At 36.5% G+C, this 16234-nt stretch carries 8 protein-coding genes and 1 pseudogene; 8 read left to right on the top strand and 1 reads right to left on the bottom strand.

The annotated features are described in order from the left end of the window. Nucleotides 1–24 precede the first annotated feature (24 nt). Entirely contained in the window at nucleotides 25–1671 is a 1647-nt protein-coding gene (locus J8H85_RS09270; protein WP_209654872.1) for a sodium/sugar symporter, read from the top strand. A gap of 103 nt (nucleotides 1672–1774) precedes the next feature. Here the strand turns inward: J8H85_RS09270 and J8H85_RS09265 are convergent, their stop codons facing one another. Continuing rightward, nucleotides 1775–1978 carry a hypothetical protein gene (locus tag J8H85_RS09265; protein WP_209654871.1) on the bottom strand — a complete coding sequence of 68 codons (204 nt, stop codon included), beginning with the start codon at nucleotides 1976–1978 and terminating at the stop codon, nucleotides 1775–1777. A gap of 291 nt (nucleotides 1979–2269) precedes the next feature. Between J8H85_RS09265 and tnpA the strand changes: the two are divergent. From tnpA to J8H85_RS09230, 7 genes and pseudogenes are all read left to right on the top strand, one after another. Then, nucleotides 2270–2623: pseudogene (gene tnpA / locus J8H85_RS09260) on the top strand (IS200/IS605 family transposase); the annotation flags it as partial. 211 nt (nucleotides 2624–2834) lie between these two features. Further along, nucleotides 2835–4667 (top strand): arylsulfatase, encoded by a 1833-nt coding sequence (locus tag J8H85_RS09255; protein WP_209654870.1) that lies wholly within the window; start codon nucleotides 2835–2837, stop codon nucleotides 4665–4667. 132 nt (nucleotides 4668–4799) lie between these two features. Further along, the gene (locus J8H85_RS09250; RefSeq protein WP_209654869.1) at nucleotides 4800–6602 is read left to right on the top strand and encodes an arylsulfatase; all 1803 of its coding nucleotides are present in this window, start codon (nucleotides 4800–4802) and stop codon (nucleotides 6600–6602) included. A 42-nt stretch (nucleotides 6603–6644) separates the two neighbouring features. After that, entirely contained in the window at nucleotides 6645–8213 is a 1569-nt protein-coding gene (locus tag J8H85_RS09245; RefSeq protein ID WP_209654864.1) for a sulfatase family protein, read from the top strand. A gap of 105 nt (nucleotides 8214–8318) precedes the next feature. After that, nucleotides 8319–9788 carry a sulfatase-like hydrolase/transferase gene (locus J8H85_RS09240; protein ID WP_209654862.1) on the top strand — a complete coding sequence of 490 codons (1470 nt, stop codon included), beginning with the start codon at nucleotides 8319–8321 and terminating at the stop codon, nucleotides 9786–9788. Between the two features lie 237 nt (nucleotides 9789–10025). Beyond that, nucleotides 10026–12974, top strand: coding sequence for a CBM96 family carbohydrate-binding protein (locus J8H85_RS09235; protein ID WP_209654860.1), 2949 nt, complete (start codon nucleotides 10026–10028; stop codon nucleotides 12972–12974). A 292-nt stretch (nucleotides 12975–13266) separates the two neighbouring features. Next, nucleotides 13267–16227 (top strand): CBM96 family carbohydrate-binding protein, encoded by a 2961-nt coding sequence (locus J8H85_RS09230; RefSeq protein ID WP_209654858.1) that lies wholly within the window; start codon nucleotides 13267–13269, stop codon nucleotides 16225–16227. Nucleotides 16228–16234 lie beyond the last annotated feature (7 nt).

The following is a 16234-nucleotide window of genomic DNA, read 5'->3' as shown; positions in this document are numbered from 1 at the left end:
ATAAACCAGCTAAATTATTTTACTATGACAAACGGATTTGAATTTTGGGATTATGCTGTATTTGTGGCATACGCTATATTAATATTGGGTGTAGGCCTTTGGGTATCTCGCGATAAGGCAGGGCATGAAAAAAATGCTGAAGATTATTTTTTGGCAAGTAAATCATTGCCTTGGTGGGCTATTGGTACCTCGCTAATTGCGGCAAATATTTCGGCAGAACAATTTATTGGTATGTCCGGTTCTGGATTTGCATTGGGATTGGCCATAGCCTCTTACGAATGGATGGCAGCTATAACTTTAATAATAGTAGGTAAATATTTTTTGCCCATTTTTATTGAAAAAGGACTTTATACCATTCCGGAATTTGTAGAGAAACGATTCTCCACCAATCTTAAAACCATATTAGCTGTATTTTGGATAGCGCTTTACGTATTCGTAAATCTTGCTTCTGTATTATACTTAGGAGGTTTGGCTATTGAAACAATCATGGGCGTGGATATGATGTATGCCGTAATAGGTCTGGCATTATTTGCTGCGGCTTATTCATTGTACGGTGGATTATCCGCTGTTGCCTGGACAGATGTGATACAAGTCGTGTTTTTAGTTTTAGGTGGTTTGGCTACCACTTATTTGGCTTTGAATACAGTATCGGGAGGCGAAGGAATGCTAGCAGGTTTTTCTAAAGTAGTTGAAGCAGCTCCAGAAAAATTCCATATGATATTAGATGAATTTGATGCTGATGGAAGCACAAATCCAAATTATTTGAACTTGCCAGGTATCTGGGTACTTATTGGAGGTTTATGGGTAGCCAATATTTACTATTGGGGCTTCAATCAATATATTATCCAAAGAACTTTAGCGGCTAAATCTTTAAAAGAATCCCAAAAGGGTATTTTGCTTGCAGCAGGGTTAAAAATAGTAATTCCTTTAATTGTTGTAATTCCAGGAATAGCAGCTTACGTGATGGTTAACGACCCATCCATCATGGCAGGTCTAGGTGAAGCAGGACAATTGAATATGCCTACTACTGGGCAAGCGGATAAAGCATATCCTTGGTTGTTGCAATTTTTGCCAACAGGACTTAAAGGTGTGGCTTTTGCTGCTTTAGCTGCTGCCATTGTTTCTTCATTGGCATCCATGTTAAATTCTACGTCAACCATCTTCACCATGGATATTTATAAGCAGTACATCAATAAAAATGCGAACGATAAAACCACGGTAAATGTGGGACGTATTTCGGCAGCCGTGGCATTGATAATTGCCGTAATAATGGCACCGCTTTTAGGAGGCATCGATCAGGCATTCCAGTTTATTCAGGAATGGACTGGTGTTGTGAGCCCTGGTATATTGGCCGTATTTATTTTAGGCTTGTTCTGGAAAAAAACAACCAATAATGCCGCTATTTGGGGAGCGCTTTTATCGATTCCAATAGCATTACTGTTAAAATATATTCCAATAGCAGCTTTAGAACCTTGGATGCACCAAATGGGACTGACCGCGGTATTTACCATGTTAGTGATAGTAATATTGAGCTACCTTCAGAACAAAGGAAAAGATGATGAAAAGGGCATAGGTTTGTCCAAAGATTTATTTAAAACCACACCATTGTTCAACATCGGGTCGTTTTTAGTATGCATTATTACGGCGGCTCTATATTGCTTGTTTTGGTAATTTGTTAGCGATATAAATCAATTGGTGTTAAGTGTGATGCCATTCTAGGACGTCAATAGAACGTCCTTTAACATCTTATTATTTATGCTAACGTCTGCATAGATCAGTTTGAGTCTATTATTTTCCTCTTCATGTTCCTTAAGCCTTTTAAGCTGTTGCTGTTCCATGCCGCCATACTTCTTGCTCCAGTATAAAGCGTGCTTTTATCTATTCCTAATTCTATGGATAAATCACCTACAGATCTTCCTTGTTCTTTTTTCTTGAGAGTTTTGATTATCTGATTCTCAATAAATTTGCTGTTTTTCATTATGACATTTTAAATTTAAAGTTAATAAACTTGAATTTATAACTGTCATTTTTTTTTGGGAAGCCTACAATTTACTGATTATTCTACTTTTTCTTAATAAAATTATAGATTTCTTACGTCGAAATTATGTTAATTAGATATGCTGTTATATTTGAAGTAAAAGGTATTTTATAAATAAAATATGTTTATTTTCAAGTTAAAGGTTAAAACCCTGCAATTTCATTGCAATTCCTTTAGTTTTTATAAATATTTTAGTTTTGTAGTAAGTTAAGATATCATTTAGGTTGATAAACAAAATATCGTTATGCTGTTTTACAAGGAGTTATTCAAAATCGCTGTCGAGATTTGTTGATTCGGATATGTAATTCTGAATATGTTCCTGTTCTAAAGGGTGTTGTAAGTAAGGATCATATTCATATTGAGTACTTGCCATCATTGAGTGTGAACAATTTGCTAAAAAAATTAAAAGATTGTTCATTTCGTCTTTTGCAACAAGAATTTCCAAAATTAAACAAGCAGTATTTGGGTCGTCATTTTTGGGCTGTTGGTTATGGTGTATAGAGTACGGGTAAGATAACAGATGAAATGGTTCAAGAATATCTTGAGCATCGCAAGGATAAACCCAATTCGGAAAAAGGCAACTGAATATTTAACTAATATTAAAAAAAAATTCATTCTTTTGTTTAAGGCTATGAACTTCCAATCCATACTGGTTTATTTCCGAATTTTAGTAATATACTTTATAAAAGAGTTAACAACTTATAATGAACCATAAGTTATGATTCAGTAGTATTAAAAAAATAATTTTGTTAAAAAATAGAACCTCACAATCTCAACCGTTTAAAATATTAGTTATATGCAACGTAATTTAAAGAAAAAAGTATTTTATATATCAATTTTATCAAGTGTATTATTGTATGCGTCTTGTAAATCTGAAATTAAAACAAATGAGACCACAAAGCCAAATGTCATCCTAATTATGGTCGATGATGTTGGTTATGGCGATATAGCAGCACATGGCAATGAATGGATTAAAACACCAAACATTGATAAATTATATGCTGAAAGTACACGCTTAACCGATTATCACGTAAGTCCTACCTGTGCGCCTACAAGGGCAGCTATCATGACGGGGCATCACAACTATAGAACAGGTGTGTTTTTTACCATAAAAGGGCGTTCACTTATTCTTGAAAAAGAAATAACCATGGCTCAAATATTTAAAGACAATGGCTATAGTACAGCCATGTTTGGTAAGTGGCATTTAGGTGATAATTATCCATTCCGTCCTCAAGATAAAGGTTTTGATGAAGTCTTGATGCATGCCGGTGGTGGTGTGGGGCAAACCATGGATTATTGGGATAATGATTACTTTGATGACACCTACATCCACAATGGTGAATTGGAAAAGTTTGAAGGTTACGCTACCGATGTATGGTTCGAAAACGTAAAGCAATATATAGGAAAACAAAAAGACAAGCCATTCTTCTGTTACCTTTCAACCAATGCGGCGCACTCGCCATATTGGGTTGATGACAAGTACTCCGACCCTTATAAAGACAATGAAAACATCCCCAATGCTGCCTTTTATGGCATGATTGCTAATATTGATGAAAACCTTGGTAAGTTGCAAGACTATTTAAAATCTATCAATTTGATGGATAATACCATTATTATTTTTACTGCTGATAATGGTTCTGCTGCCGGAAATAAAATGGAAGAAGGACAAGACCGATTGGATGGTTTCATTGCAAAAGGAAATAATGCTGGCATGCGTGGTGTAAAAGCGAGTATGTATGAAGGCGGACACCGTGTTCCGTTTTTCATTCATTGGAAAAATGGAGGCATTAATGTAGGGAAAGATATCAATGATTTAACGGCTCACTATGATATTTTACCAACATTGATTGACTTGTGTGAGTTAGATGTTAAAGAAGATATAAAATTTGATGGTTCTAGTTTAGTGCCCTTAATGAAAGGTGATGCTTCTAAATTTGAAGATAGAATTGTATACGTTAACACCCAATTTTCAACAGATCCTGTGCCTTGGAAAAGAACGGCATTGATGCATCGTAATTGGCGATTGGTTGAAGGCACTGAATTATATGATTTGAAAACGGATCCAGAACAACGTACAAACATTGCAGATCAATATCCTGAAAAAGTAAAAGAATACAAAGCGGCATACGATAAATGGTGGGCAGAAATATCGCCTACTTTCGTAGAAAAACCATATTTCATTATTGGGGATAAAGCAGAAAATCCAACCACCTTGTTTTGTCATGATTGGCATAGTGATGACTTCACACCTTGGCAACAAAATCATATCAGAGAAGGGCAAATTAATAATGGTTTTTGGCGTGTTAAAGCAGTCGAAGCTGGTACCTATACTATAAAACTTCGTCGTTGGCCAGTAGAAACACATTTAGCTTTAAATGCCAAAGCCCCATTACGTCCAGCAATTCCCGGAACCAGTGTTACTGAAAGTAAAAAAAGCAAAGCATTAATAATCAAGAAGGCTAAAATAAAAATTCAGGATATAGAACTTACCAAAGGTGTAAATCCAAATGATGAATATGTTGAGTTTGAAGTTAATCTTGAAAAAGGAGAAACACACCTTGAAACCTGGTTTACTTTAGATAATAAAGAAGAGTTAGGTGCATATTATGCAACCATAGAAAAAATATAAATGAAACTTTATTTATGTTGCTTCAAAAATAAGTAATCAAAGGTTTATGTTGCATTGGTCGAAAAAACAATAAGGAGTTTTTAATTTTCTTTATTTTCGAGATTCATAAACACAGTCTAATTTTTATCAAAAATGAATAACAGAAACTTCTCAATATTCTTGGTTTTAATTGCGATACTATCACAAGTTGATGGATTATTTGCACAAACCAAGCAAAGTTCAAAACAAAAACCGAATGTCATTATCGTTATTACAGATGATCAAGGAAAAGGCGATTTGGCTTGCGAGGGAAACCCTTATATAAAAACACCAAATTTAGATAAGCTATATAATAACGCAGTTCGTTTTACAAATTACCACGTATCTACCACATGTGCGCCTACCCGAGGTGCGTTAATGACGGGGAGACACAGTAACCGTGTAAACGTATTCCATACCATAAACGGACGCTCTATTTTGTTTGAAGATGAAGTAACGCTAGCTCAAGTATTTGCTCAAAATGGTTATACCAATGCCATGTTTGGTAAATGGCATTTGGGCGATAATTATCCGTACCGTCCTGAAGACAGGGGGTTTCATGAAGTTATCCGTCATGGTGGTGGTGGTTTAGGTCAAGGACCCGATTATTGGGGGAACGATTATTTTGATGATACCTATTGGCACAACGGAAAATTACAGAAATACGAAGGTTATTGCACCGATGTTTTCTTTTCGGAAGCATTAAATTTTATCGATAAAAATAAAGATAAGCCATTCTTTTGCTACATCTCTACCAATGCGCCACATTCGCCGTATAACTTACCAAAAAAATATTTTGATTTATACAAAGGCGACAAGTATAAAGATATCAATGAAAGAACGTTGCGTTTCTATGGAATGATTACGAATATTGATGATAACTTAAAAAAACTGGAAGACAAACTAAAAGCCTTAGGAATAGCTGATAACACTATTGTGATTTTCACTACCGATAATGGTACAGCGGCAGGACGTAGTATTTTCAATGCTGGTATGAAAGGTGGAAAAGGTAGTCAGTACGAAGGTGGTCACCGTGTTCCATTGTATATCCGATGGCCTAACGGACAATTAACTGGCGGAAAAGATATTGATGCTTTGGTAGCCCATTACGATTTGTTGCCAACCTTTGTAGATTTACTTGGTTTAAACTTTAATCCAGTAAAGCCATTGGATGGAAAAAGCTTAAAACCTTTTCTTAAAAACGAGAAAGTAGCCTGGGAAAACAGAATATTATACATGGATACCCAAAGGCAACAAAACTTAATAAAATACAGAAATTATACGGTTATGGATGATAATTGGCGCTTGGTTGATGGCGATAAACTGTATGATATGAGTAAAGATTTAGGTCAAGAAAACAATGTGATAGACTCGTATCCAGAAGTGGCGGCGCGTTTAGCAGTTGGTTATGAAAAGTGGTGGAAATCGTTTGTAGATGAAGGTGTTAATGAAAAATATGCCTATATAAAAGTGGGGTCGCCAAAAGAAAACCCAACACGCATCTCAGCCCACGATATGATTATTGGTAAATACAGCGAGGCATGGCATCAAAATGGTGCCATTCAAGGTGCTCAAGCGGCTGGTAAATGGAAAATTGAATTTGTTGAAGATGGGGAATACACGATTAGTCTTCGTAGGTTCCCAAGGGAAATCAACTTAGCCATCAATGAAACGTTTCCAGCTCAAAAAGAAGCTATTGAATATGATAAAACATCACCAGCAAGTGTAAAAACGGACTTTAAAGAAGCTTTTTTATATGTCGCTAATATTTCTAAAGCTATAGAAATTAAAGAAGGACAGGATGAGGTAACCTTTACAGGAAACATTCCTGCTGGAAAATACGATATGGAAGCGCAATTAATAGATGAGGCAGGCAGAGTGCATCCAGCATATTATGTGTATGTGGAAAAAAAATAAAGAATATTTTCAATAAATAGAATCAAATCTATGTATCTAAAAATGAAATATATCAGCATTTTTTTAATGTTGAATAGTGTTGTTTTTTATGTTGGCTGTGGTTCGTCTTCAAGCCAAACCAAACCAACTCAAACCAAACCAAATATAGTCATTATATATACAGACGATCAAGGATATGGTGATGTAAGTGCATTAAATCCAGAAGCAAAATTCAAAACCCCTAATATGGATAGGTTGGTAAACGAAGGGCTAACATTTACCGATGGCCACAGTAGTGATGCGGTTTGTACACCTTCACGATACAGTTTGTTAACAGGTCGTTACAGTTGGAGAACCTCGCTGAAAGAAAATGTGCTGCATGCCGATGGGCCTTGTTTAATTGAAAAAGATAGAATGACCATTGCTTCTCTGCTTAGAGATAACGGTTATAACACCGCTATGATTGGTAAATGGCATCTTCAAATGGAATTTGTGGGCGATGTAAAGGACGGCGATCGCGATTGGTCTAAACCATTCACCGATGGCCCTATTGAAAAAGGCTTCGATTATTTCTTCGGAATTGCTGCTTCTATGAATTACGGAATTTTAACGTATTTGGAGGACGACCGCGTACTCGATCCGCCAACGATGTTCACCAAAAAGAAAATGGATGTAACACCGCGCACTTATAGAATGACACCGCCTTACGAAACAGAACATAAGAAAGGCTATGTAGAAGTAGCACCATCATTCAATGATGAGTTGGTGTTGGAAACCTTAACAAACAAAACGGTAGATTATATCAATAAAGCAGATAAGAGCAAACCATTTTTTATATACATGCCTTTAACGAGTCCACATTTACCACACTGTACGCATCCCGATTTTCAAGGAAGAAGCAATTGTGGTAACTATGGCGATTTTATGGAGGAAACCGATTATCGTGTAGGACAAGTATTGGATGCTTTAAAAGCCAATGGTTTAGAAGAAAATACCCTGGTTATTTTTTCGTCGGATAATGGTGCTGAGAGCAATTATGAATATCAACGAGATACCTATCAACATTACAGTTGTATGAATTTTAAAGGTGGAAAACGTGATATTTATGAAGGTGGCCATCGTGTGCCATTTTTAATGCGTTGGCCTCAAGTTATAAAAGCAGGAGGAAAGGTAAATGCGCCAGTATGCCAAACAGACTATTTGGCAACGGTTGCAGATATTGTTGGCGCTAAACTTCCAGAAAATGCAGGTGAAGACAGCTATAGTTTGTTGCCCATGATGAAAGATACGAAAGTGTATCAAAATCCAGATAGACCTGTTATTAATCATTCCTTTACAGGACATTTTGCCATTCGCGAAGGAAAATGGAAATTGAATATGCTTCGTGGTTCTGGGGGTTCGTTAAACCCAGTGATTATTGAGCCTAAACCAGGAGAAGCACCTTTTGAATTGTATGATTTGGAAAACGACCCAGGAGAAACAACAAATCTATATTTTGAACATCCTGAAATTGTAAATCGATTAAAGGATAGAATTACCAACATCATAAAAAATGGGCGTTCAACAGATGGAAAACCACAGCCGTTTGTTAAAGATAATTGGGAGCAATTAACTTGGATGACCCTAAATTAAAAATGTAGTATAATGATGTATTGTTATTTACAATGAAAGTATCATAGTTTACAATTCTTAAAAAAAAATTCTGTTTATCAACTTTATTAAAAATTAAACCACCAAATGAAGCTCTTTAAAATTATCCCATTAGTATTGATTTTGCTCATTGTTAGCTGTAAAAATGCTAAAAGTGAACCAAAAGAAGAAAAACGTCCCAACTTTTTATTCGTATTGGTTGATGATCAATCACCATTTGATTTGCAAGTTTATGATGCCAATTCAATTTTGCAAACCCCAACCATTAGCAAATTAGCAAGCGATGGTATTGTTGTAGAGCAAGCACGCCATATGGGGTCTATGAATGGGGCTGTTTGCACACCTTCAAGACACATGATTATGTCCGGGCGTACCTTATGGCATTTACCACCAAGTGCAGAATTTCAAAAGCAAACCGATCCGCATCCGTTGGACGACCAAACTATTGGCGCTGTTTTTAACAGAGCAGGTTATAAAACCATGCGTACTTGTAAAAAAGGAAATTCATACCCAGGTGCTAATAAACAGTTTACAGTTGTGCATGATGCTACCAAACGTGGCGGAACCGAGGAAAGTGGTAGCGCATGGCATGCCAAACAAGTCTTGGACTATTTAGGGGATAGAGAACAAGGAAAAGAAAAAGATCCGTTTTTTATCTACTTTGGTTTTTCGCATCCTCATGATACGCGTGATGGAACCCCACAATTATTAGAAAAATACGGGGCTGTAAACCATAAAGACCAAAATACCCTTCCGGCATTAAATGATAAGCAACCGCAGCTTCCTCCAAATTATTTAGAAAAACACCCGTTTTTTCATGGACATCCAGATCTAAGAGACGAGGTGCGTGTAAGTGGTGTATGGAAAAATAGAGACGAAAACACCATTAGAAACGAACTAGGTAGAGAGTTTGCTTGTTCTGAAAACATTGACATTCAATTGGCTAAAGTGCTTAAAAAGTTAGAGGCTATGGGCGAATTGGATAATACCTACATTATTTATACATCCGATCATGGAATGGCTATAGGACGTCATGGTTTACAAGGAAAACAAAATCTTTACGAGCATACATGGCGTGTTCCTTTTATTGTTAAAGGTCCTGGTATTGAAGCAGGAAAGCGTGTGAAAGGAAATATGTACCTTCTAGATGTGTTGCCTACCTTATGCGATTTGGCAGGCATTGAAGTTCCTAAAACAGTTGAAGGTAAGAGTATTGTGCCTATTCTTAAAGGAAAACAAGAAGTTGTTAGAGACGTCATGTATGGCGTTTATGCTGGCGGAACAAAACCAGGCATGCGTACCGTGAAAAAAGGCGATTGGAAACTAATAAAGTATGATGTGATGGATGGTACCATTCATGAAACACAGCTTTTTAATTTAGCAAAAAATCCAAATGAATATTTGCCAGAGCATCATAAAACGGGCGAGATGGAAACCAATTTAGCGAATAACCCAAAATATGCCGATAAACTAGCGGAAATGGAAGCTTTGTTGTTGGAACAAATGATTGCTAATGATGATCCTTATAGATTATGGAATCAACCAAAAGTTAATTAAAATGAAATAGGTTTTTTATATAAAAGCGCTGTTTCTTAGTTGAATACAGTGCTTTTTTTTGTTTTTAGAAATTTAGTCAATAAAAATCATTTAGACGTTCTCTTTGCTCAAAAAGCATAGTTTACTAATATTTTGGGATGGGATAAGGGTTATAAGTTGAAGTCAAAGCACCATAATTTATAATCTTATTTCTTAAAAAATCGTAAAATTACTCATAAACTAAATCATAAAGATTATATGGATAAAAACATTACTCAAAAGGAATTAACCTATCCTAAATTTAAGATAAAAACAATCAGTTTTATAGCTTTTTTGGTTTTAATGATAGGTTCTGTTCATGCGCAATTTGTACATCCTGGAATTACACACAAAAAGTCCGATTTAGACCGTATAAAATATATGGTTGAGGCACAAATTGACCCTTGGTATACATCATATCAAGACATGGTAGCCGATGGTAAGTCGAGTTACGATTATGTAGTACGGGGTGATGCAAGTTTTACAGAATTAGGTAGAGATTCAGGTGTGAATGAAAGTGCTTGGAATAGCGATATTAGAGCAGCCTACTATAACGCTATCAGATGGTATGTAACTGGAGATACGAGGCATGCTGAAAAATCGATTGAAATATTCAAAGCGTGGAGTAACCTTACGTCGGTTACCAGTGGTGGTACCGATGCGTTAAGTGGTGGTATAGGCTATATCATGATTGAAGCTGCCGAAATCATTAAAAGTACTTACACAGGTTGGGCACCTGCCGATTTGCAAGCCTTTAAAGATATGTTGGTGTATCCAGGATATTCTTCAACAACACCAGTTACAGGGCCGAACAAAACGTTTTATTGGATGGCGTATCAAGGAGATTCAGGACGTCATGGAAATCAAGGCTTATCGGGTTGGCGTACCGTAATGGCTATGGGTATATTTTTAGATAATGAAAAAATGTACGATCGTGCGCTTAAATATATACAAGGAGATTTAGCGTCTCATTTGAATGATATACCTTATCCAGCAGGTCCAAGCACACATACAACCCTGAATCCAGAGAAGTCTAATGAATATGCTGACGATTACAACGTTAATAGAGGTAATAGTATCGCTAATTACGGTTTTAATGAAGTGATGACCAATTATATTTGGGAAAATGGCCAATGTCAAGAAAGTTCAAGAGACCAAGCGCATACAGCCTTTGGTATTGGGTTGCTTACTTCCATGTCTGAAATGGCATGGAATCAAGGGGTAGACTTATACAGTCATGCTAACGATAGGTTGTTATTGGGGCTTGAATACAATATGAGATATAACGTTTCAGCAATTCAATCGTACCCAGACCAACCAACCCCATGGGTGCCAACAGTGGGCTCGGGTGAATTTATACAACGTTTTGATAGAACAGAGCGTTGGTTTTCAAAAGCAATCAGTCCTGATGCCGTAGGAGGGTTTCCTAATAGTAGACCCGTGTTTGAAATGCCCGTTGCCCACTTTATAGGCAGAGGTTTTAAAACAGAAGCCGATTTAAAATGGACACTACGTGCACGCGATAAATCTATTGAAGTAGGCGGTTATGAAAAGGCAGGTTGGACTAATGATGCTATTGGTTGGGGCGGCCTCAGTGCACGCAGACCTGCATTTTGTTATGGAGACCCTATTAGTGGTTTCGATACCAATAGTTTACCAGTATATAATATGAATGTGATTCCAAATGTGATTGAGGCCGAAAATTTTGATTACGACCCTATTAATAATGGAGAAGGTCGTATCTATCACGACTTAAGTGGAAGTAATACAGGAGGGGCTTACCGTACCATGGATAATGTTGATATTGAAGCTACTGCTGGAGGAGGATATAACTTGACATCTATAGAATCGGGCGAATGGCTTACCTATACCGTTTCAGCTCCCGAAACAGCTGTTTATAGCCTTACCATTCGCTATGCGGCTTCTCAAGCAGGAGGAACTATTAAAATTAGCGCTGGCGGTGAAGATAAAACAACTGATTTGGTTGTGCCGTTCGGAACTCCAAACTCAACATCAGATATCGATTGGAAAGAGTATGTTATTGCAAATGATATCATTTTAAATAAAGGCGTTCAAAGTTTAAAATTAACTTTTGGTGGTTTTTCAGGATCTTTTAAGCTTGATAATTTTACTTTAACTCAAACAGGTATCGTAAAACAGGACCAAACTATAAAGTTTTTTGCAATCCCAAATAAAGTTGTGGGTAGTGCAGATTTTGACCCGCAAGCAACAGCAAGTTCTGGTTTGCCTATTAGTTTTTCAAGTTCAAACACATCGGTAGCAACTATTGTAAATGGTAAAATACATATAGTAGGTACAGGAACTACAACTATTTCGGCTACGCAAGCTGGTGACGCAAATTACAACGCAGCTCCAGACGCAACCCAGGAATTAAGAGTTGTAGATGCAGTAGATGGATCTATCAACCTTTTAACTATTGCTGATACTTATGTGCACGAATCAGCCATAACAACTAATTACGGTACGGCAGATAATTTGGTAACAGCTTCTACGGGACGCTATGCATATTTTAAGTTCGACTTAAGTTCAGTACCAGGTCCCATAGTTTCAGCAAAGCTAAGGGTGTATCAAAGAACAGGTTTTAGATATCTACGCAGTGTTTACGATGTTGCCGATGATAGCTGGACAGAAGCAGGAATTACTTGGAACAACAAACCATCTTTTGAAAATGAACGAGCTCGTATTACTACGAATCCAGCTTGGAATGAATGGGATGTTTCTTCATACACTGCCCAAGAATATAACAATGATAAAATAATAACCGTAGTTGTTAGAGACCCAATCGATCCAATACCTACTGCAAAAGGTATTGATTTTTACCCTAAAGAGTTTGATTCAGGTAATTTTACACCCGTATTGGTTATTGAGTATTCTAGTGAACCATTAAGTATTTCTTCTGAAGATATTAAAGTAAATATGTATCCTAATCCTGTACAAAACGACCTTCATATTTCGTTGGATACCGCCAACTTTAACATAAAGGATACGGACATAACTTTATTTACCTTAAACGGGCAAAAAGTAATGCAAACAAAGTTAGAAACCAATACTGCTAAAATGGATCTATCAAAACTAAGCAGAGGTGTTTATATTTTAACAATAAATGATACTTCTAAAAGTATTACTAAAAAAATTGTGAAATTGTGATTTATCTTAAATGATTAATAGCTAAATAAGTATAAATTATTTGTGAATAATTTATGATGATTAAAAGTTCCACTTAATAAAATTGTGGAACTTTTTTGTTTATAAGGCTAATCAAGAAATTAAGGCTTTTGGCATTCTAAAATGAATTATAATTTATAACAATAGCTTTATAATTTATATTTTTTTTATAGATATAGTAATAGTATTGTAAACATGGTAAAGACTAGTTTTCAACAGTAGTATCCTCTTTGCCAAGTGAATCCAACAACCAGCTAAACTAAATTAATAAAGTATGACTAAAAAAATTACTCAAAATCATTTTGGAAAATCAATCTTAAATAAGAAAATATGCAGTATTCTGTTCTTTTGGTTTTTAATGATAGGTTCCGTTCAGGCACAATTTGTACATCCAGGACTATGGCATAAAAAGTCCGATTTGGACCGTATGAAATATATGATAGAAGCCAATGTTGATCCGTATATTTCATCATATAATAATCTGAAATCGGATGGAAAATCCAGTTATGATTATGTTGTGCGAAAAGACCCGAACGATCATACACTGTCCCGCGAGAATCCATCACACCAACGCTATCAATATGAATCGGATGCTTTAGCGGCCTATCAAAATGCCTTGATGTGGTATATTACGGGAGATACCCGTCATGCCGAAAAATCTATCGAAATTTTAAATGCATGGAGTAAATTAGTAAGCTTTTTTGGTGGCGGAACCGAGCCTCTTTGTGCGGGTTTATATGGTGCCCCATTAATAAATGCAGCTGAAATAATTAAAAGCACTTATACAGGTTGGGCAGCTAACGATATTCAAGCATTTAAAGACATGTTGGTGTATCCTGGGTATTCGAATACCACCATACCGCAAACTGATATCAACAACGATAACGTTACTTTTTATTGGAGAACCTTTATGGGAGATCCTGGTAGACATGGAAATCAAGGTCTATTGGCATGGCGTACTGTTATGGCTATTGGTGTTTTTTTAGATAATGAAATTATTTACGATCGCGCATTACGCCAAATACAGGGCTTACCGCATAGAGCGGACGATATTCCGTATCCATCTGGACCGGCAATTACAAATCCAACACCCTTAGCATCTTCAAATGAATATTATGACGAGTTTCAATTATTAGGTAGAGAAAATACTATTGAGGATTATGGTTTTGACGATCAAATTCAACATTATATTTATGATAATGGGCAGTGTCAAGAAAGTAGCAGGGATCAAGTTCATTCTTCATTGGGCATAGGTACCATTGCAGAAATGATGGAAGTAGCTTGGAACCAAGGCACCGACCTTTACAGCTTTTTGGATGACAGAGTTTTGAAAGGTTTAGAATTTACAACTAAGTATAATTTATCTTCTGCTCAATCGTATCCAGATCAAACAACGGCATGGGAGCCACCCGTTTTTTATCAATATACAACCAGAACCGGACGTTGGAAATCTTTAAAAATAAACCCTTGGGTAGGCGCAGATTTAACTAGAAATAGTAGAGGCGCAGGCGTTATATTAAGACCGATTTATGAATTGGCTGTAGCGCATTTTACTGTTAGAGAAAACAAAGCTAGCAACGCTTTGTGGACAACTAGGGCAAGAGAGTTTGCCATAGGTGTTAATGGTTATGAAAAAGGAGATGGAACAGATGCCCCAGGTTGGGGAGGTTTAACTTTTCGTCGTCCTATAGGTTGTGCCGGCGATCCCATCAGTGGTTTTGCTTCGGGGCTTCCTGTGTATTCTATGAAGGTATTACCAGAGACTATAGAAGCTGAAAATTTCGATTATTTTTCAGCAGATGGCGAGGGGAGAACATATCATGATAATTCAAGCGGTAATTTAAATGGGGCGTATCGTACAAGGGAGGATGTAGATATTGAGTCTACATCAGCAGGCGGTTACAACCTTACTTCTATAGAATCAGGCGAATGGCTTACTTATACCATTTCGGCTCCAGAAACTGCGGTTTATGGTGTTACTATTCGTTATGCCGCTTCTCAAGCTGGTGGTACTATCAAATTTAGCGCGGGTGGAGAAGATAAAACTATTGAATTAGCTGTTCCGTTTGGTACTCCAAACTCAACAGGAGATACCGATTGGAAAGAATATGTTATTTCAAATGACGTCATTTTAAATAAAGGGGTTCAAAGCTTGAAAATAACTTTTGGGGGCATTTCAGGATCATTCAAACTTGATAATTTTACATTAACACAATCAGGTATCGTAAAAGAGGACCAAACCATAAAGTTTTTTACAATTCCTGTTAAATTGATAAGCAGTACAGATTTTGAAGCTGAAGCAACCGCAAGTTCTGGATTGCCAGTAAATTTTACAAGTTCAAATACGGCAGTTGCAACTATTGTAAATGGAAAAATTCATATTGTAGGTACGGGTACTACCACAATTACCGCTACACAAGCAGGTAATACTTATTACAATGCTGCTCCTGGTGCTACGCAAGAATTACATGTAGTAAATGCAGTAGATGGTTCACTTAACCTTATAACCGTTGCCGATACCTATGTAAATGATGGGGCGTCAAGCACAAATTACGGAACGGATGCAAGTATGGTAACAAAAGTTTCTGGTCGTTATGCCTTTTTAAAATTCGATTTAAACTCGGTACCAGGTTCTATAATTTCAGCAAAACTTAGGGTATTCCAAAGGACTAATTTTCAGGACACCCGTGTTGTTTATGATGTGGCTGACGATAGTTGGACAGAAACGGAATTAAAATGGATTAACAAACCTCCCTTTGGAGATGCACGCGCTAGCAGTTTAACAAATAAAGCAACTTGGTGCGAATGGGATGTGTCATCATATGTAGCTCAAGAATATGCTAGCGATAAAATGATTTCTATGGTGATTAAAGACCCAGTTACTAGCGGTATTGGTGTCGATTTTCGAACTAAAGAGTTTGAATTAGGTAGTGTGGCTCCTGTGCTGGTTATAGAATATTCTAATGCATCATTAAGTGTTGCTTCCGAAGATGTTAAAATAGACATGTACCCTAATCCGGTATCGGATGAGCTTAATATTTCATTGGATTCGGCCAATTTAAATATAAAGGATACTAAAATAGCTTTATATACCTTAAACGGACAAAAAGTAATGGAAACTAAGTTCAATACCAATAATGTTAAAATGGATCTGTCTAAACTAAGCAGAGGTGTTTATCTTTTAACAATAAATGATACTTCTAAAAGCATTCCTAAAAAAATAGTGAAATTATAATTCTAAT

This window comes from Mariniflexile gromovii, assembly GCF_017814435.1.
Classification (GTDB): domain Bacteria; phylum Bacteroidota; class Bacteroidia; order Flavobacteriales; family Flavobacteriaceae; genus Mariniflexile; species Mariniflexile gromovii.
This window is presented reverse-complemented; position numbering and strand designations above follow the sequence as displayed.

Bases quoted from the DNA above. Each gene is read 5' to 3' on its own strand.
- J8H85_RS09255 (WP_209654870.1), top strand. From the start codon at position 2,835: ATGCAACGTAATTTAAAGAAAAAAGTATTTTATATATCAATTTTATCA.
- J8H85_RS09230 (WP_209654858.1), top strand. From the start codon at position 13,267: ATGACTAAAAAAATTACTCAAAATCATTTTGGAAAATCAATCTTAAAT.
- J8H85_RS09270 (WP_209654872.1), top strand. From the start codon at position 25: ATGACAAACGGATTTGAATTTTGGGATTATGCTGTATTTGTGGCATAC.
- J8H85_RS09250 (WP_209654869.1), top strand. From the start codon at position 4,800: ATGAATAACAGAAACTTCTCAATATTCTTGGTTTTAATTGCGATACTA.
- J8H85_RS09235 (WP_209654860.1), top strand. From the start codon at position 10,026: ATGGATAAAAACATTACTCAAAAGGAATTAACCTATCCTAAATTTAAG.
- J8H85_RS09245 (WP_209654864.1), top strand. From the start codon at position 6,645: ATGAAATATATCAGCATTTTTTTAATGTTGAATAGTGTTGTTTTTTAT.
- J8H85_RS09240 (WP_209654862.1), top strand. From the start codon at position 8,319: ATGAAGCTCTTTAAAATTATCCCATTAGTATTGATTTTGCTCATTGTT.
- J8H85_RS09265 (WP_209654871.1), bottom strand. From the start codon at position 1,978: ATGAAAAACAGCAAATTTATTGAGAATCAGATAATCAAAACTCTCAAG.